This is a genomic window from Acidaminococcus sp. (genome assembly GCA_022482815.1).
GTDB lineage: Bacteria > Bacillota > Negativicutes > Acidaminococcales > Acidaminococcaceae > Acidaminococcus.
In genome coordinates this window covers 584,870-603,681 of sequence record JAKVOM010000001.1, presented here as the reverse complement: position 1 = coordinate 603,681, position 18,812 = coordinate 584,870, and the positions used below count along the sequence as shown (strand labels likewise).

The following is an 18,812-nucleotide window of genomic DNA, read 5'->3' as shown; positions in this document are numbered from 1 at the left end:
AAAAACAGGTCTATAATGGGGTGAAGTGTAATGAAGGCCGTTTTTAGCATTGGTATTTAGCCTCACCTTCTGAATTTTGGTAAGTCCTTTGACTGGAGAATGAGGCAAAATAAAAAATATTTTTGGACCGAATTTAAGAATATACTTTTGTAATTTCAAAACAAAATTTTGAGCGATTTTATTTCTGCCGGCTATGCTGCCCCTGTTGCATTACTCTCACTAATCTCGGTTTGTCATTTCTAATCACGAAGAATACGACCTTTTCACCATGTGATTGTTCACTTTTTATTCCCTTTATTTTTTATTTTTCGTTAGAAAAATTTAATGAAACCATATTTTTAAGAAATTTATGGAACAAAATCTATATTCGATTGATACTCGTTCGGAAAAATGGTACAATGACAATGCGGCGGGAACGGCGCGTTCTCGTGTCATGCCATTTTTTAAGTTTTTCGAGTCATTGTAAGGAGGAAGTATTGTGATTCCACGTTATACAAGTAAAGAAATGGGTTCTATCTGGACGGAAGAAAACGAAGACCGCAATATTGTCAAAGTTGAAATTACGGCCTGCGAAGCCATGAACAAACTGGGTATTGTTCCGGATGATGCTCTGCATGACATCCAAACCAAGGCCGATTTTGATCTTGATCGTGTCCATGAAATCGAAAAAACAACCAACCATGATATCATTTCTCTGCTTACCGCTGTGGCTGAACATGTCGGCGATGCTTCCAAGTATATCCATAAAGGCCTGACTTCCAACGACGTCAAGGATACGGCCATGGGTCTCATGATGAAACATTCTGCAGAAATCCTGATTCGTGAAGAAAAGGAATTGCATGAAATCCTGAAAACCCAGGCTCAAAAGTACCGCCATACGCTGTGCGTCGGCCGTACTCACGGTATTCATGCTGAACCGATGACCTTCGGCCTGAAGTTCCTGCTGTGGATGTCTGAAACCGAACGCAACATTGAACGTCTGGAACTGGCCAAGAAGTATGTTTCTGTTGGTAAATTGAGCGGTGCCATCGGCACGTATTCCAACGTCGACCCGTTCGTGGAACAATATGTCTGCAAGAAACTGGGTCTGGAGCCTGTGCGCATTGCTAACCAGGTTGTCCAGAGAGACCGCCATGCTTTCTATCTGGCTACCATTGCCGTGTGCGGTGCTTCTTTGGAAAAGATGGCTATGGAAATCCGTCATCTGCAGCGTACCGAAGTCCGCGAAGCCGAAGAATACTTTGCTCCCGGCCAGAAAGGCTCTTCCGCAATGCCGCATAAGCGTAACCCGATTACCTGCGAAAAGATCTGCGGACTGGCCCGCGTACTCCGCGGCAATGCCGAAGCTGCCATCGAAAACGTTGCTCTGTGGCATGAACGTGATATTTCCCATTCTTCCGTAGAACGTATCATTCTGCCGGATTCCACTATCCTGCTTGATCATATGCTGCGCAAGATGAAGGATATCCTGGGTAAGCTCCTTGTTTATCCAGATGCAATGATGAGAGACCTGAATCTCACGGGCGGCCTGATTTACAGCCAGAACCTCCTGATTGCTCTCGTCAGCAAGGGAGTGCTGCGTGAAGATGCCTACAAGTGGGTACAGCGCAATGCTATGGCCCGCTGGATGAAGGGTGCCGACTTCAAGACGAACGTAGAAGCCGATCCGGATATTGATAAGCATCTGACCAAGGAAGAAATCGAAGCCTGCTTCGAACCGAAACATATGCTGAAACATGTAGACGAAATTTATGCACGCTTTGGAATGTAATTTATACGCTGGAAGGAGATTGCTATGTCATCTATCGTTGTAATCGGTTCCCAATGGGGGGACGAAGGCAAGGGCAAGATTGTAGATTATCTGGCTCAAAAAGCAGATGTAGTCGCCCGTTATTCCGGTGGCTCCAATGCAGGCCATACCGTTGTAGTAAACGATGTAACCTACAAGCTGAGACTGCTGCCGAGCGGTATTCTCTATAAAGATAAACTTTGTATCCTGGGCAATGGTGTCGTCATTAATCCCCGCGTCGTGCTGGAAGAAATTGCCGGTATGAAGGCAAAGGGCGTAGACACTAACCATCTGCTCATCAGTGACCGTGCCCATGTGGTATTCCCGTATCATGAACTGCAGGATGAACTGCAGGAACGGGCTCTGGGTGACAAGAAGATCGGGACGACCAAGGGTGGTATCGGTCCCTGCTACATGGATAAATACGCACGCACGGGTATCCGCGTCTGCGACCTGATGAATAAAGATGTACTGGCCGATAAGCTGAAGCACAATCTTGATGCCAAAAATAAACTCTTTACCAAGTATTACGGTGCTGAGCCACTGGAATATGAACCGATGCTGAAACAGTATCTGGAATATGCTGAAGAACTTCGTCCGTATGTGACCGATACGAGTGTGGCTCTCGGCAAGGCCTTTGACGCCGGCAAGAACGTGCTCTTTGAAGGCGCCCAGGCTACATTCCTTGATATTGACTATGGTACCTTCCCGTACGTAACGAGCTCCAACCCGACGGCCGGCAACGCGGCTACGGGCAGCGGCGTTGGCCCTCGCTTCATCGATCATGTTGTCGGTGTCGTCAAGGCTTATACGACCCGTGTCGGCGAAGGCCCCTTCGTCTGCGAACTCTTTGATACGGACGGCCCCGGCACGTACCTGCGTGAAACCGGTCATGAATATGGTACGGTTACAGGCAGACCCCGCCGCTGCGGCTGGCTGGATGCTTTCATGGTAAAGTATGCAGCTCGTATCAACAGCATGGATTCTCTTGCCATTACCCGTCTGGATATCCTGGATGGCCTTGATGAAATCAAGATGTGCACGGGCTGGGAAATTGATGGCAAACCTATCGATTATATTCCGGCCGATCTGACTATCCTGGCTAAGGCAAAACCGGTTTATGAAACCTTCAAGGGCTGGAAATGCGATATTTCCGGCATCCGTTCCTTTGACGCTCTGCCAAAGGAAGCTCAGGTTTATCTGAACCGTCTGAGCGAAGTAGTCGGCGTTGAAATCGGCATCGTGTCCGTAGGCCCGAACCGTGACCAGACCTTTGCACTGAAGAAATTCTTTGATTAAGTAGTATTGAAAAGGGACTGTGAAACAGCGAATGCTCGTTGTTTCGCAGTCTTTTTTTTCACAAGCCGCTTTCCAGCGTATAATAAAGTTATAAAGAAAAATAGCAGGCAGCTATAAAAAACAGATTTGATTCACAGTTCGGCTATGGCAAATGGAAAGGAGTTTTCACATGGATATCAATGGAAAGCATATTCTGGACCGGATTCATAAACTGGGCAGCGTAGGCATCGGCGCTGATGGCCGCCGGACAAGACTGGCTGCTTCGGACACTAATAAGGAAGGCCGTGACCTCGTGGTCAGCTGGATGAAAGATGCCGGGCTGCGAGTGGTCGTCGATTACATCGGCAACATCTTTGGCATCTGGGAAACGGAAGCCAATAAGAATGAAGCTCCGATTATGACAGGTTCTCATATAGATACAGTCATCAATGCCGGTCAGTATGACGGCTGCCTCGGCGTCATTTCCGGAATTGAAGTTGTCAAAACGCTGAAGGATGCCGGTCTTACGCCGAAACGGCCGCTCATTGTCGGTGTCTTTACCAATGAAGAAGGCGTACGGTATTCTCCCGATATGATGGGCTCCCTCGTCTACGCCGGCGGTCTTGATCTGAAGCAGGCACTGGTCAGTATCGGTACGGACGGTACGATTCTCGGCGACGAATTAAAGCGCATCGGTTATGCCGGTACGGTGGAACCGGGCTTTGTGACGCCAAAAGCGTTTGTGGAACTGCACATTGAACAGGGACCGATTATGGATGCCGAAGGTATCAGCATCGGTGCCGTAGAAAATTTGCAGGGCATCCATTGGCAGCGGATTACCATTGAAGGTGCTGCCAACCACGCCGGGACGACGCCGACCCGGATGCGCAGAGATGCGGGCCTTGCGGCCGCTAAAGTGAACGTATTTGCTCGTCAGCTCGTTGAAAAATCCGGTGGGGTTGCTACGGTCGGAACCATTGTTTTTGAACCGAATGCTGTCAACGTTATTCCTTCTAAGGCTGTCTTTACTCTTGATTTGCGGAATCCGGATAAAGTTAAACTCGACGGTGATGATGCAGATGTAGGTGAATATTTGAAAACACTTGAAAAAACGGATGGCGTCAAGATTACTTCCGAGCATATGACCTGTTTTGATCCGGTACCGTTTGATGACGGCATCTGCAGACTGATTGAAAAATCCGCCAGGGCCCGCGGTCTGTCGGTAAGACGGATGGTCAGCGGCGCCGGTCAGGATGCCCAGATGCTGGCGCGTATCTGCCCGACCGCCATGATTTTCGTACCGAGCGTGAATGGTATCAGTCATAATCCGAAGGAATTCAGCCGCGATGAAGATGTGCAAAACGGCGCTAATGTACTGCTTGATGTACTGACTGAATTGTCCGGCGCAAAATAATAAAGCAGGGCGAGGGCCTTTGAATCGTCACGAGATGTTTTATTTTTAGCGCGAGGAGGCAGTACTGCTGAGTTGAAAAGAGGAGGCTGTGAAAAAAATAAAAAGGCGCTTTTAGCTTTTGGCCTATGGCATATAGTCTCGTCTGCGACAGCGTGTTAAAGCTTTTGATTCAAGTGAAATATGATATAAAACCTGAAATTTAGCAGTTAATCTAAATTTCAGGTTTTATTTTTAAAAGGCGCTTTTAGCCTTTTACTTATGGCATTTAGCATTGATTGGTATTATCTTCCGCCACTTTGTGGCCTCCTCCTTCCGACTGCGTGGAAGGAGGTCCCAAAGGAATATCCAACCTGACGGTTTGGTTTAATGAAAGGTCATTTTTCTTCCACGGGCGGGATGCGGACGGCGGGCTGCGGGAAGCGTGAAAAAGGGGCTGTCGCATTTTGCGACGGCCCCTTTTGTATCAAAAACAAGGTAAAAGCAAGGCGCGGCCTCATTGAATGAGACCGCGCCTTGGTGTAGAATTTAAATATGCCAAAAAACAAACCTACACAAAAGGATTATACAAAAATTGGCAGTTCTTATCAACTTTTTCTTCCTCTAAATTTTGAAGTACAAATCCCTAATGACGATCCTGTTCGCTTGGTGCGTGCCATGGTAGAAGGGATGGATGTAAAGGCATTGTATGACACGTATTCTCATGTCGAGAATAAATTAACGTCACCAATTCAGCTGCTGGAGATCGTCATTTATGCATGTATGGAAGGAATTCGTGGTTCGCGTAAGATAGAGCAATCCTGTAAAAGAGACACTCATTTCATGTTCCTCTTAGATGGGAAAAAAGCTCCGGATAATGCAACCATTGCAAGATTTTGTTCCCTCCATCTAAAACCATGTATCAAGGAGCTCATGATTCAGATGGATAAATGGCTGCTGGCTCGCGGTTTCATCACGCTGGATAGCCTGTTCATCGATGGGACAAAAATTGAATCTGTGGCAAACAAATACAAATTTGTTTGGAAAAACAGAGTCTTAGGCAGCCAGAACAAACTCATAGAGAAACTGGAGCAACTGGTTCCCGAAATCGAGGAACGTTTCGGAATCAAGGTCTGTTACGGAAACACTTTCCACATCCGTCATTTAAAGAAGCTCCTAAAAAAACTGCTTGTCATAAAGCGGGCTGAAGGGATCGAGTTTGTTCACGGATGTGGGAAAAGAAAGACCATTCTACAGAAGTACTATGAGATTTTAGCTAACTATCTCAAACGGCTTAAGGTGTATACGAAGCAGCTTCACATCTGTGGGGAACGGAACAGCTTTGCCAAAACAGACCCGGATGCTACCTTTATGAGGATGAAAGAAGACGCCATGCTTAATGGCGCCTTAAAGCCGGGATACAATGTCCAATATGCCAACAATTCCGGTTTTACCTTGTTTGCAGATGTGAGTGCACATCCAACAGATATGCGGACACTCATTCCTTTTCTTGAAGGATTTGAAGCCCACTTCGGTCAGAAATTTGCAAACATTGTAGCCGATGCAGGCTATGAAAGCGAAGAGAACTTGGTCTGGCTGAAGAAGAATCAGTATACTTCATATATCAAGCCTAACAATTATGAAAGAAGCAAGAGGAAAAAGTATAAGAACGACATCGGCAAAGCAGAAAACATGACATATTTGCCTGATCAAGACATGTATATCTGTAAAGGTAGGAGACTGCTGAAAGTCAGTAAAGTAACCCAGGTAAAGAACCGGTCAGGATATGTGTCAGAGAAAACATATTACGAATGTAAGGACTGCAGCGGTTGTCCCTACAAGGAACAGTGCATCCATGGGAACAATTGCAGGACACCCATGGAGAAAAGAAACAAGAAATTAGTGGTCTCGAAGAATTTTGCTGCATTGAGGGCAGAATCCCTGAAGAACATTACTTCCGAATATGGTAAGGAACTGAGGATGAACCGCAGTATACAGGCAGAAGGAGCCTTTGCGGATCTCAAGGATTCATTAAACGTCAGAAGACTAGAAACCCGAGGCAAAGGAAATGCCCTGGTAACAGTGGGAATATGTGCCATGGCACGGAATGTCCTGAAGGTCCATCACAAAGTTCAAGACGGCAAAGAGGATTTGCACTTATATCCGCTGAAAAAAGAGGCCTAAAAGATACAAAAAGAGCGCACGAAAAAAAGCAACTTAGAGTTGCTTAATTTCGTGCGCCCTTTTTTCATCTCAAAACATATTCAACTAAAAAGTAAGGCAATTTGGGGTCTTTAGCAAGTTATTTCAGGGATTAAAAATCGGTCACTTGCGACAGCCCCTTCTCATTATTTCGTCAGCTGTGCTTTGGAGAGAACCTCTTCTACCGGGCCTTCTGCTTTGGCTGCATCTTCTTGATGGATGACGACTCCCTGATGGATGCGTGCGTCAGGCTGCAGGGCTTTGATGTCACTGATCGTATCACCAAAACCGCTGCCGCCGGAGGAAGCAAAGGCGTAGATATCTTTGCCGGAAAAATTATTTTCCTTGAGGAAAGCGGTGACGGCAGGTGCCATCTTATACCACCAGATGGGGTAGACGATGATAATGGTATCATAGTCACCGGCAGCTACTTTTCCGTTTTGAAGCTCCGGCACCACGCCTTTTGGAATATCGTCCCGGGCTTCTTCGACGACTTTGTCATAATCGGGGGAATAGGCCGTTTTTGTCTTGAGTGCAAGCAGGTCAGCACCCGTCTTTTTGACGATGGCGTCAGCAATCAGGGCATTGTTGCCGACGAGAGTGTCACCCGTTTTGGTAAGGCTGGCACTTGTGACCGCATCATAGCGCGTAGAAGTTACATGTGCGGCATCCGTATTATCAGCGTAGGAAAAATAGGCGACCAGAATCTTTTTGGGATTGCCGTCTTTGCTTTTGACGATGTTCGTACTCGTCGTGCGGATTTTGGCAGCCGAAGCTGTCTTTTCTTCAGCTGCTGCACTTCCGGATGATGCTTGTTTGCTGGTGCAGCCGGCAAACAGCATACTTCCGATAAGGAGAGAAACTAAGAGGGACGCAGCTTTAAATCCGATATGTTTCATAAGATAACCTTCTTTCTTGACAGGATACTTCAGTTATTTTTCTCTTGCTGAATCCATTATAAGAAATCAGAGGGAAAATATGAAATACTTTATGATTCTGATTTATAATGCTTAAAAGGCATTTTGAAAACAGGAATATCATATTGCATTCATCTGCCTGGTGATGTCAAAAGGAAGCTTTTAGCATCAGAAAATATCATAATTATGCTTCATAAGAATGAAAAAAATAAGGGAAAAACTATTATAATAGAGGTATGCTATGCTTTACATTTCTAAATAGTAGTGAGAGCGAGAGAATATGAAACATATTTTGATTAAAATTTTACTTCTGGTAATGATTTTGCTGGCTGCTGCGGCAGCTTTTTCTTATTGGTTCGTGCATACACCCCGGTTTGGATATGCACCGTCGGGAAAACGACTGGAGCGGATTAAAGCTTCACCCCATTATCAGGATGGAGCTTTTGTCGATCTTGAACCTGTCACAGTGATGGTGGAGGAGAAGGATAAGGATAAGCCGAAGCAGGGATTTTTGTTGGCAACGCTTTCTTCAATGTATCAGTTTATCCTGGGAGATAACAGAGCTCTTTTTCCGGACCGGCCGCTGCCGTCCGTTAAAACTGACCTGAAGCACCTTGACCCGGAGGCCAATGTCGTGGTTTGGATGGGGCACTCCTCTTTCTATTTGCAGCTTGACGGGCAGCATATCCTTGTAGACCCTGTCTTCAGCGGATACTGTTCCCCGCTGCCACTGAGAAACTTCAGGGCCTATCCGGGAACCGATATCTACCACGCAGAGGATATGCCGGATCGTATCGATGTCATGGTCATTTCCCATAATCACTGGGACCACCTGGACTATGATACCCAAATGGCACTCAGGAAAAGGGTACGGCATGTGGTAACACCGTTGGGAATCGGCGAAGATTTCGAACGGTGGGGATTTGATCCTCAGCGGATTCATGAAGCCGATTGGTACGAATCTGTAGCGATTGCACCGAATCTTACTGTCCATGTACTGCCGAGCCAGCATTTTTCCGGGCGTTTTATGGACCGCAACCAGACGGAGTGGGGCGGTTTTGCTTTTGTAACGGACAAGCATAAGGTCTATTACAGCGGAGATGGCGGCTACGGAAAGCATTTTAAGGAAATCGGACGCCGTTTTGGAGGTTTTGACCTCGCCATTTTGGAAAATGGACAATTCAACGAGCGCTGGGCAAAAATTCACATGATGCCGAAAGAAACAGCACAGGCCGGCGTGGATGTAAAAGCAAAGGCTATTATGCCCGTTCATAACAGCAAATTTACGCTCTCACGCCATGCCTGGGATACGCCGCTAAAGGAACTCTCAAAGGCAGTCGTGGGTAAACCTTACCGCTTCCTGACACCTGAAATCGGGGAAGTCCTTAATCTCGATGATACGACGCAGGTATTTTCCCATTGGTGGGAAAAAGTATAAAAAGGACGGTCCTGAAGTGCAGGACTTTGCATGTATAATTGAAAACTTATAAGTCTCAGCCGTAATCTAAAGCGCTTTTTATCCCGGCGGGACTATGGTAAAATGATAAAAACAAAGCCGAAAAGACAAAAATTGTTTTTTCGGCTCGTTCTGTATAGAGAATGCAAGAAATCGGGTGAAGGCATGGCACGGTATACAGATATGCTCCATGGCTCCCTGTGGGATAAAATCATTTTGTTTGCCATCCCGCTGGGACTAACCAGTATGTGTGAAAACCTGTTTAATTCCGCTGATGTTGCTATCTTAGGGCACTACGTGAATGATACGGCTATGGCGGCTGCCGGCAGCACGGTATCCGGCATCAGTCTTTTGGTTACGTGGTTCATTAACTTGTCCATCGGTGTCAATGTAACCGTTGCCAACCACCTGGGGGCCGGAGATAAAGAGGCAGCCTCCCGTGCTGCCCATACAGGTATTCTTTTTTCGCTGCTTTTCGGCCTTTTTATGACTGTCGCTGCCCGCCTTACCATTGTGCCGCTGCTGAATATGCTGTCTGTGCCGGAAGCTGTCATGGCGGAAGCAGGGGATTATTTTGGCATTTATCTGCTGTCTTTACCCTTTATCAGTTTGTACAACTTTGAAGCAGCTATTTTCCGCAGCCGCGGGGATACCAGGACACCTTTTGTGAGCCTTGCTATTTGCAGCGTCCTGAATATTCTGCTCGATTTACTGGCAGTCAATCTGTTTCATCTCGGTATTTCCGCTGTTGCGGCAGCTACTGTTTTTGCTTATTTCCTGAATGCGGTTTTGCTCCTGTGTGCCATGATGAAGGGCTCGGATGAAATGGCACTTCGATTCCGCCGGCTGCGCTTTGACAAGAAGGAACTGGCGGAAATCCTGCGTATCGGTGCGCCTGCGGGCCTGCAGGGATCGGTTTTCTGCCTGGCCAACGTCGTCATCCAGTCCGGAATCAACAGCCTGGGACCGGCCGTAATGGCCGCGTCGTCGGCCGCCTTTATTCCGGAAATCCTGCTCTATACCATCATGAACGCTTTCGGACAAGCGGCTACGACCTTTATCGGGCAGAATCGCGGTGCCGGCAACCTGCAGCGCTGTCGTGACGTTTTTCGCTGGTGCATGCTGCTGGACTGCGTTTTCCCCATTTCCGTATCTGCTTTGCTCTGTTGGCAGGCACCCTGGCTGATGACTTTCTTTACGTCAGATGCTGAGGTTATCCATTACGGTGTGCAGCGTTACTATTACGTCATTTCCGTAGAAGTGATCGATGCCATTATCGAGGTCATCTGCGGAGCCTTGAGAGGATACGGCAACTCTCTGCCGCCGGCACTTATTTCTGTGTTCGCTATCTGTGGTGTGCGCGTCCTGTGGTGTAAGACTGCTTTTGTCGCCATGCCGTATTTCCATATCGTCCTTCTGGCATATCCTATCAGCTGGGTTGTTTGTGCCGTGATTCTGGGGCTGTACTATCATTGGTTCATGAAACGTGTCGCATTTTAGAAGACTATAAGACAGGCAGTGAAAAATAAGAAGGCGCATTTGGCATTTAGCGTATGGCATTTAGCCTAGTAAAGTGGATAGTGAGTAGTGGCTAGTACTGCGGTGCGGGCAGCTACCTTGGCGGATTCTTAAAGAAGAATAGAGATGGCACTAAGCAAAGGAGTCTTCGGCGAGTGGTCCATCACCCACCACAAGCGGGGCCCCTCTTATCCTGCTTTCCTCCCCCGCAAAGCGGGCCCCTCCTTCCGAACGGACGAAAAAGAAGCTATCCTCCACCGCTATTGTCAGCGCTTCCTGCTGTCAGCGCTGATTGCGGTCCCCCCTCCTTTCGAAGCCGTAAAGCGGCTTGAAAGGAGGCCCTAGAGGAATTCCAAACCTTACGGTTTGGCTTAACTTGGGCGGCGTCGAAGAGGGTCTCCTTGGTCATTTCCTTCCACGGGCGGGCTGTAGAAAGCGTGAAAAAGGGGCTGTGAAATAATGCTTGCGTACTATTTCACAGTCCCTTTTTTATCAATGCGTCTTTATTTCTTCTTCCGGTACGACTTCAATTTCAAAAATGTTGATGACATCCGCATCAGGGCAGGCGACCCGGACGCGGTTATTTTTCATGCCGGGGAGCGTCCCGCCATAGCGGAGAATGTCGATGTAGGGAAACAGAACGTGCTGTGCCATGGGGCAGAGTCTGCCGCGGTCATGGTCAAAATCGAATTCCGTGCCGATAACATGGCCGTGATGGCAGGGCATCTCGCCTTTTTTATCGACGACGCGAATCAGGATTCTTGGTCTTTTCATAGGCGTCACACCATTTCTTCAGGATGAAAGACTTTATCAAATTCTTCTTCCGTCATGAATTTCAGCTTTAACGTAGCTTCCTTCAGGGAGATATTTTCATCGAAAGCCAGTTTTGCAACTTTGGCTGCGTTTTCATATCCGATAGAAGGGCTGAGTGCTGTCACGAGCATCAGGGAGCGGTGGAGATTGCTGCTCATTTTTTCCTTGTTCGCCTTGATGCCGACAACGCAGTGAATCGTGAAGGAATGCATGACATCGCCCAGCAGGCGGACGGACTGCAGGAAGTTATAAATCGTGACGGGCAGGAATACGTTCAGCTGGAAATTGCCCTGGGAACCGGCAAAGCCTATCGCTGCATCGTTCCCCATGACCTGTACGGCAACCATGGTGACGGCCTCACATTGGGTGGGGTTCACTTTGCCCGGCATGATGGAAGATCCCGGTTCATTGGCGGGAATTGTGATTTCACCGAGACCGTCGCGGGGACCGCTGGCCAGCCAGCGCACATCATTGGCAATTTTCATTAAATTGGCGGCGAGCGCCTTGAGAGCCCCGTGGGCAAAGACGATGTCATCCAGACTGGTCAGCGCATGGAATTTGTTGGACGCTGTTTTAAATTTATACCCTGTATTCTTTGCCACATAGGAAGCGACAAGTTTGTCGAATCCTTTCGGCGCGTTGAGGCCGGTGCCGACAGCAGTGCCGCCGAGTGCCAGTTCCAGAAGGCCTTTTTCGGCAGCCCGGATTTCTTCACGGCTGCGTTCCAACATCGTGCGCCAGCCGGAAATTTCCTGGGAGAAAGCGATAGGAACGGCGTCCTGCAGGTGTGTGCGGCCGGTCGTGACGATGCCCTTGTTGGCTTTTTCCAGTTTATGGAAGGCATCAATCAGCTCTTTTAAAGATGGCATCAGATGCTCTTCCAGGGCGCGGATGCCTGCAATGTGCATGGCCGTCGGGAACGTATCATTGGAACTTTGGGACATATTGACGTGGTCGTTCGGGTGCAGCAGCGCTTTGCCGGCAATCTCGTTGCCCCGATGGGCAATGACTTCATTGACGTTCATGTTGCTCTGTGTGCCGCTCCCTGTCTGCCAGACGGCAAGTGGGAAATTGCCGTCTAATTTACCGGCAAGAATCTCGTCACAGACTTTGCAGATGATCTTACAGCGGTCTGCATCTAGTTTCTTTAACTTATTATTTGCTTGTGCGGCCGATTTTTTTAAATAAGCAAATGCTTCAATGATTTCATGAGGCATTTTTTCCGTCCCGATACGGAAATTCTGATAGCTGCGCTGTGTCTGGGCTCCCCAGTACCGATCGGCGGGAACCATGACTTCGCCCATGGAATCATGTTCTTTCCGCAGGGCTTGTTTCGGAGTCACCTTTTTATTTTGGCTCATGGTTATCAGCCTCCTTATACTTTATCTTAGTCATTGTACCATATCTGCACATTATGCTGGAATTTTTTGACTGAAGAGGAGCCTTTCCGATGAGAAAAGAGCATTTTTTTACCGAAAGTAACAAAATTTCACGTTTATGTAAATAAAGAACAGCCTCAGTGAAAGAGAATGGAAAACGACTCTTTTATTGAGGCTGATTTTTTAATTTTTAACTATTTAAGGGGAGCGAGGCGTTTCCGGAAGAGCGGGAAAGCAAGAATAAAGGTGATGATTTCGGCTACGGTCTGGCTTACAATCAGCCCCTGCGAGCCAAAGTAAGAGGCCAGGAGATGCATAAGGGGGATATAGATAATGGCTTGGCGCAGGGATGCAACCAGAAAAGTGGCCTTGCCGTCTCCCAATGCCTGGAGGGAAAAGGTGATGTGCATGTTAAGAATGGCGAAGGGAGAAGCGAGACAGCGAAAGCGGAGAAAGAATATCCCCGTGGCAAGTGTCGCCATGGCCAGGGTATCGTCCGGGCGCGCGGCGATGAAGAACCGGATGATGAAAGGTGCTGCCAGTTCATAGAGGATAACGCAGCAAATTGCAAAAAGCAGGCCGACGCGGCGTGCGGTCCGGATGAAAGAATGCATGCGGGCCCATTTTTGAGAACCGTATTGGTACGCCACCAGAGGAAGCATGCCCTGACAAATGCCAAGTCCTGTGTTGATAGGAATCCGTTCGGCTTTCAAAACGATGCCCAGGGCGGCGAGTTGCGTGTCACCGAATCCCGCCATGAGGTGATTCAAAGAGAGGTTTGCTGCATCCACCAGGAAGTTTGACATGGCTGACGGCAGCCCGACGTAAAAAACGGAAACGATGTCTTCACGGCTGGGAAGTCCTTGAGAGAGATTGTAGGATAGCACACTTTTCGAAGCGAGCCGGTAAAGCGCTTCCACAAAATAAAGCATGGAAATACAGTTGGATAGGAGCGTTGCAAGGGCTGCTCCGGTGACTTCCATACCGGGCGGCAGGAGAACAAACATGAACAAGGGGTCGAGAAGAATATTGAGAATAGCGCCGAGACTGAGTCCCAGACTAGCCTTTTTGGCAAAGCCGACGCTCCGCAGCAGGTGAGCCAGGGTTCCTGAAAAAACCGCGGGAATCGCCCCGACGATGACGACCCAGAAAAGATAGTTCTCTGTGTAGGCATACGTGTCCGGAGAAGTCCCTAAAAGACGCAGAACAGGATCCCGCCATGCATAGAGACACAGGGAAAACAGCAGAGACGTGACCAAAGAGGCACAAATGGAAAAAGCACTGATTTTCCGGGCATTTTCTTCTTCTCCTTTGCCAAGGAGTCTTGCTATAAGACTTCCGCCGCCTATACCGTAAAGATTTGACAGGGCGATGGTAATGGAAAAGACAGGAAAAATAAGGGAAACTGCGGCAATCATGAATGGATTGCCCGTCCGGCCTACAAAAAATGCATCGGCAAGGTTGTAGGCAAGCGTAATAAGCTGGCTGATGATGGTCGGAATGGCCATCGTGGCGAGCGCTTTAGGAACTGGCATGTCTTCAAAAAGCTGCCGGTTCGTTTTTTCTGAAGCATCCATAAATAAAGCACCCTCCCTCGTTTGAGATGGCTCAATTATACCACAGGGGGGCATTTTCGCGGCCGTTGAAAAAATAAAAAAGCGCTTTTGGCTTTTGAACTATGACATTTAGCAATGGATTGGTACTATCTTCCGCCACTTGGTGGCCCTCCTTACGAATGCGTGGAAGGAGGTCCCAAAGGAATACCCAACCTGACGGTTTGGTTTAATGAAAAGTCATTTTTCTTCCATGGGCGACCCGCGGCCAGCGACCTGCGACCAGCGTAAAAGGGGCTGTGAAATAATGCACACGCATATTTCACAGCCCCTTTATAGAGGAATTAGTTAGATAGTTTTTTTAGCGATTTTTTCTTTATTTACATGGAAAACCATGCAGTACAGAGTCGGCAAAAATACCAGCGTCAAAGCCGTGGCACCGGTCAGGCCGCAGGCCATCGCAATGGCCATAGCGTTCCAGAATGGATTCGTGAACATTGGCACAAGCCCGAAAATGGTCGTGAGTGCAGCCAGCATAATCGGGCGGAAACGCACGATAGAGGCTTCTACGACGGCTGTATAATCGTCCATGCCCTGCTCCCGGTGCAGGTCAATCTGCTGAATGATAACCATGGAGTTGCGGATGACCGTACCAATGAGGGCAAGTGACCCTACTTCCGCCATGACGCCCATAGGAGCATCAAAGAGCAGGAGGCCGATGGCAATACCCGTGATGCACAGCGGAGCCGTGCAGAGAATGACGAACAATTTGCGGACGTCTTTCATTTCGAGCATCAGGAGGACCAGCATGGCAATGAGCATGCCGGGAACAGGCCCCATCAGATAGCGGGTTGCCTTCTGGCTGCTTTCGAGAGGACCGTCGATTTCGATGGAGACTCCCGGTGGGAGGCTGTTACGCAGATCCTTCATATCCTTCCAGAGCTGGGCAGCTACGTCGTTTCCCGTCACGCCTTCTCCGACGTTGGCACTGACTGTGATAGTCGGCTGCAGGTTGCGGCGCCAGATCATATTGTTTTCCATGATGGGCGTAATGCGGGCGACCTGTGAAAGGGGAATAGAACCTGAGGATGTGGGGATGGTCATAGACTGGACATCGTCCAGGGAATTCCGATCCTTCTTATCAAGCTGGAAAATCATAGACCGGTTCTGGTCTCCGTCATAGTAATGGGAGAAGGTATATCCGGACACATTGGCATAGAGCACTTGGGATACTTCGCTTCGCGTCAGACCGATTTGCTTCAGCCGGTCATTGTCGATTTCAATCTTGACGGCCGGAGCTTTCTCCATCCAGTCGCAGATTGTCATCGTGACATCCGGGTTGGCGGCCATGATGGCACGTACTTTGTTCGCATACTCGCGTGCATACTCCGTCGTAGGAGCGGATACACGGAACATCACCGGATAATCCTTAGGAGGTCCGAGCGGGACTGACTTGGAATAAGTCACGACTTCCGGCAGTTTTTCCCTGACAATGGCGTCAATCTTCTTCGCTACTCTTTTGCGGGCATTGACGTCTTTTGCAACGGTGACAAGCTGTGCATAGTTATTGCGCGGCTGTACCGGGTTCAGTACGAGGATAAAACGCGGGGCACTCTTACCGATGTAAGCAGAATAATGGTCGATATCCGGATCGCCGTCAATGGCTTCCATGAGCGTTTTCATGGCTTTTTCACTTTGCTTGATACCGGAGCCTTCCGGTAAGTTCAGTTCCGTAATAACTTCAGGCCGCACGGATTCCGGGAAGAATTCCTGTTTTACCAGGCTCATCAGGCCGAGCGATCCGATAAGGCAGGCAACGGCTGCCGCGCAGACCGTCTTGCCGTGGTGCATGCACCAGTCCAGTAATTTGCGGAAACGGTTATAGAAAGGCGTATCATAGCTTTCGGCCTGGATGACTTTTGGATGGATCCATTCGTAGCCCAGTGTGGGGGCTAGGGTTTGTGAAACGAGCCAGGAGAACATCAGCGTGATAGTAATAACCGGGAACAGAGAGCCGGCATATTCCGAAACGTTGCAGTTAGAGAAGGCAATCGGCAGGAAGCTGACGCAGGTAATCATGGTACCGATGCACAGCGTCCGGCCGTTGGTTGCGTAGGCATAAGAGGCAGCTTCCAGCCGGTCCATGCCCTCGCTCATCTTGACTTCCATGAGTTCTACAACAACGATGGCGTCATCGACGAGCATCCCTAAAGAAATAATCAGGGAACCGAGGGAAATCTTGTGCAGGTCGATTCCCAAAAGATACATACCGACGATAGCACCCATCAGCATGAGCGGGATGCAGACGGAAATGACGTATCCGCACTGCCGGCCCATGGAAAGGAGGCTGACGACAAGAACGATGATGATGGCTTCATACAGCCCTTCCGTAAATTCACTGATGGATTCTTCGACGACTTTCGGCTGGTTAGCTACCTGATGCAGTTCCATACCGAGCGGCAGCTGCTTTTCCATCTGCGCCGTCAGCTTATCCAGGTTGTGACCCAGCGTGATGTTGTTGCCGCCGTCTTCCATGGAAATGGCGATACCGATGGCCTGCTTTCCATTGACGAACATCTTGGGCTCGGGCGGGTCCGGATAATCCTGCGTCACGGTCGCAATATCACCGAGACGAAATGTCTTTCCGTTGGCGTTGATCAAAATGGCACGGATGTCATCTAATTTTTTGGTGATGCCTGTTACCCGCATATAGACATCATCGCCGTTATTGTCCAGACGTCCGGTCGGTGCGACAGAGGTTTCACCGTTGATGGCCGTGGTCACCTGACTCAGCGTGAGCCCCAGTTCTGCCAATTTGGTATTGGACATACGAATATAAATATTCATGGGCTGTTCGCCGACCAGTTCGACTTTCTTGACGTCCGGAACCGTAAAGAACTGGCGTTTCAGTTCTTCTGCTTCGACACGGAGTTCTTCCATAGAGAAATCATCCGACGTCAGTGCGTAGATGTTGCCGTAGACGTCGTCGAAACGGTCATCAAAGTAGGGTCCGTAGACACCGCTCGGCAGTTCCGATGCATGGTCATTGACGTAGTTGCGGACTTCCAGCCAGTGCTTGCGGACTTCCGTGTTCGGCACCTGTTCTTTCAGGATAACGTTGACCACGGTGACTCCGGGACGGGAGTAAGAAGTGATGTAGTCGATGTCAGGCGTGGCCTGGACCATTTTGTCGATTTTACTCGTAACAAGGTCCTGCATCTGGTCTGCCGTGGCACCGGGCCAGGCTGCGGAAATGACCATCTGGCGTACGACGTAGGAAGGGTCTTCGCTGCGGCCCATGGCGTTAAAACAGTAAATACCGGCTATGAAAATCAGTGCCGTGAAGAAGTAGACAACCTGCCGATGCTTGACGCACCATCTGGCTAAGTTAAAGTTCATCAGGACGCACTTCCTTCCAGTTTAACCTCCATTCCTTCCCGCAGCTTGCTGATACCGGCCGTAACCACGACATCGCCGTCAGAAAGACCGCTCTTAATGATGACGTTGTCGTCCTGATAAGGTCCCAATACTACGGGAACGAGGGATACTTTGCCGTCTTTCACCACCCAGACTTCGGTCGTGCCGCTTGTTTCGTAGAGGGCGGAACGAGGAATCACAACGGCCGTATGACTGCCGGTTCCCAGCGACACTTTGGCCGTCATTCCCAATTTAGCGCCTTCGGGCATTGCCGGAAGGGCAATCCGTACTTTATATGTCTTGGTGGCAGCGTCGGCCATCGGGGAGATGTAGCGGATGGTTCCTTCCGCCGTTACGTCGTTCAGTGCCCAGAAGGTGACGGTGCAGGGCATATTCGGAGCAATGGTACCCAGACGGCCTTCCGGTACATAGATTTCAATTTCCCGATTGCCGTCCTGCACAACCGTGACCATAGGAGATCCTGCGGCAGCTACCTGACCGACTTCACCGGTGACGGAAGAAACGACACCGTCATGATCTGCCGTAAGCTGTGTGTATCCGAGCTGGTTCATCGCTGTGGCAAGCTGTGCCTGGGCCTGTGCCAGTGCTGCCTCAGCCGCTTCGTGCTGCGTGCGGTACGTATCCCAGACGGATTCACTGACCGCGCCTTGGTTATACAGAGCATGGTAACGGCGGGCGTTATCGCGGGCAAGCTTGGCGTTGCTTGCTGCGGAATTGACGGCTGCCTGCGCGTTGTCCACTGCCTGCTGGACGTCTTTCGGGTCGATGACCATCAGGATGTCTCCTGCCCGGACCTGATCGCCCAGATTGACATTACGCTGCGTGATGCGCCCGCTGACCTGGAAAGCCAGGGTCGATTCGTATTTGCCGCGGATTGTACCCGGATAGGTATAATCTGTCGTGTAATCTCCTTTGCCGACGGTAACAGTGCGGACATAAGGCGCCGTCTTTTCGACCTTGGGCTTATACAGGGCTTTATAGAGCGCACGTCCGATGAGCGCGGCAAACACGACTGCAAAGAAAATAGCAATCGGCTTTTTGTGGCTCTGCAGAAAGCCTGTGATTTTTTCTCTCATAAG

General features: G+C 49.2%; 12 protein-coding genes. 6 read left to right on the top strand and 6 right to left on the bottom strand.

The annotated features are described in order from the left end of the window. Positions 1 to 478 precede the first annotated feature (478 nt). The 4 genes from purB to LKE33_02600 all read left to right on the top strand — a co-directional run bounded on the left by purB (position 479) and on the right by LKE33_02600 (position 6,641). On the top strand, positions 479 to 1,771 hold the full coding sequence (purB, locus tag LKE33_02615) for an adenylosuccinate lyase (protein MCH3949820.1): 1,293 nt from the start codon (positions 479 to 481) through the stop codon (positions 1,769 to 1,771). Positions 1,772 to 1,795: 24 nt separating this feature from the next. After that, positions 1,796 to 3,088: an adenylosuccinate synthase gene (locus tag LKE33_02610; GenBank protein ID MCH3949819.1), complete on the top strand. Its 1,293-nt coding sequence runs from the start codon at positions 1,796 to 1,798 to the stop codon at positions 3,086 to 3,088. Between the two features lie 169 nt (positions 3,089 to 3,257). Further along, on the top strand, positions 3,258 to 4,481 hold the full coding sequence (locus LKE33_02605) for a Zn-dependent hydrolase (GenBank protein ID MCH3949818.1): 1,224 nt from the start codon (positions 3,258 to 3,260) through the stop codon (positions 4,479 to 4,481). Positions 4,482 to 5,012: 531 nt separating this feature from the next. Continuing rightward, positions 5,013 to 6,641, top strand: coding sequence for an IS1182 family transposase (locus LKE33_02600; GenBank protein ID MCH3949817.1), 1,629 nt, complete (start codon positions 5,013 to 5,015; stop codon positions 6,639 to 6,641). A 164-nt stretch (positions 6,642 to 6,805) separates the two neighbouring features. Here the strand turns inward: LKE33_02600 and LKE33_02595 are convergent, their stop codons facing one another. Further along, entirely contained in the window at positions 6,806 to 7,558 is a 753-nt protein-coding gene (locus tag LKE33_02595; GenBank protein MCH3949816.1) for a hypothetical protein, read from the bottom strand. Positions 7,559 to 7,856: 298 nt separating this feature from the next. On the opposite strand from LKE33_02595, the gene LKE33_02590 reads away from it, so the two are divergent. Further along, positions 7,857 to 9,014, top strand: a complete 1,158-nt coding sequence (locus LKE33_02590; protein MCH3949815.1) for an MBL fold metallo-hydrolase — start codon at positions 7,857 to 7,859, stop codon at positions 9,012 to 9,014. A 183-nt stretch (positions 9,015 to 9,197) separates the two neighbouring features. Then, complete coding sequence (locus tag LKE33_02585; protein ID MCH3949814.1) at positions 9,198 to 10,532, top strand: MATE family efflux transporter; 1,335 nt, start codon at positions 9,198 to 9,200, stop codon at positions 10,530 to 10,532. A 510-nt stretch (positions 10,533 to 11,042) separates the two neighbouring features. On the opposite strand, the gene LKE33_02580 is transcribed toward LKE33_02585, so the two are convergent. The 5 genes from LKE33_02580 to LKE33_02560 form a co-directional block, all read right to left on the bottom strand. Then, on the bottom strand, positions 11,043 to 11,324 hold the full coding sequence (locus tag LKE33_02580) for a TIGR04076 family protein (GenBank protein ID MCH3949813.1): 282 nt from the start codon (positions 11,322 to 11,324) through the stop codon (positions 11,043 to 11,045). Between the two features lie 5 nt (positions 11,325 to 11,329). Continuing rightward, on the bottom strand, positions 11,330 to 12,724 hold the full coding sequence (gene fumC / locus LKE33_02575; protein ID MCH3949812.1) for a class II fumarate hydratase: 1,395 nt from the start codon (positions 12,722 to 12,724) through the stop codon (positions 11,330 to 11,332). A 212-nt stretch (positions 12,725 to 12,936) separates the two neighbouring features. Then, a complete protein-coding gene (locus LKE33_02570) occupies positions 12,937 to 14,319 on the bottom strand; it encodes an MATE family efflux transporter (protein MCH3949811.1) in 1,383 nt (460 codons plus the stop codon). Between the two features lie 324 nt (positions 14,320 to 14,643). Continuing rightward, positions 14,644 to 17,694 (bottom strand): efflux RND transporter permease subunit, encoded by a 3,051-nt coding sequence (locus LKE33_02565; GenBank protein ID MCH3949810.1) that lies wholly within the window; start codon positions 17,692 to 17,694, stop codon positions 14,644 to 14,646. After that, on the bottom strand, positions 17,694 to 18,809 hold the full coding sequence (locus LKE33_02560) for an efflux RND transporter periplasmic adaptor subunit (GenBank protein ID MCH3949809.1): 1,116 nt from the start codon (positions 18,807 to 18,809) through the stop codon (positions 17,694 to 17,696). Before LKE33_02560 ends, LKE33_02565 begins: the two co-directional genes overlap by 1 nt. Positions 18,810 to 18,812: the final 3 nt, after the last annotated feature.

Bases quoted from the DNA above. Each gene is read 5' to 3' on its own strand.
- LKE33_02585 (MCH3949814.1), top strand. From the start codon at position 9,198: ATGGCACGGTATACAGATATGCTCCATGGCTCCCTGTGGGATAAAATC.
- fumC (MCH3949812.1), bottom strand. From the start codon at position 12,724: ATGAGCCAAAATAAAAAGGTGACTCCGAAACAAGCCCTGCGGAAAGAA.
- LKE33_02605 (MCH3949818.1), top strand. From the start codon at position 3,258: ATGGATATCAATGGAAAGCATATTCTGGACCGGATTCATAAACTGGGC.
- LKE33_02565 (MCH3949810.1), bottom strand. From the start codon at position 17,694: ATGAACTTTAACTTAGCCAGATGGTGCGTCAAGCATCGGCAGGTTGTC.
- LKE33_02595 (MCH3949816.1), bottom strand. From the start codon at position 7,558: ATGAAACATATCGGATTTAAAGCTGCGTCCCTCTTAGTTTCTCTCCTT.
- LKE33_02570 (MCH3949811.1), bottom strand. From the start codon at position 14,319: ATGGATGCTTCAGAAAAAACGAACCGGCAGCTTTTTGAAGACATGCCA.
- LKE33_02600 (MCH3949817.1), top strand. From the start codon at position 5,013: ATGCCAAAAAACAAACCTACACAAAAGGATTATACAAAAATTGGCAGT.
- LKE33_02610 (MCH3949819.1), top strand. From the start codon at position 1,796: ATGTCATCTATCGTTGTAATCGGTTCCCAATGGGGGGACGAAGGCAAG.
- LKE33_02580 (MCH3949813.1), bottom strand. From the start codon at position 11,324: ATGAAAAGACCAAGAATCCTGATTCGCGTCGTCGATAAAAAAGGCGAG.
- LKE33_02560 (MCH3949809.1), bottom strand. From the start codon at position 18,809: ATGAGAGAAAAAATCACAGGCTTTCTGCAGAGCCACAAAAAGCCGATT.
- LKE33_02590 (MCH3949815.1), top strand. From the start codon at position 7,857: ATGAAACATATTTTGATTAAAATTTTACTTCTGGTAATGATTTTGCTG.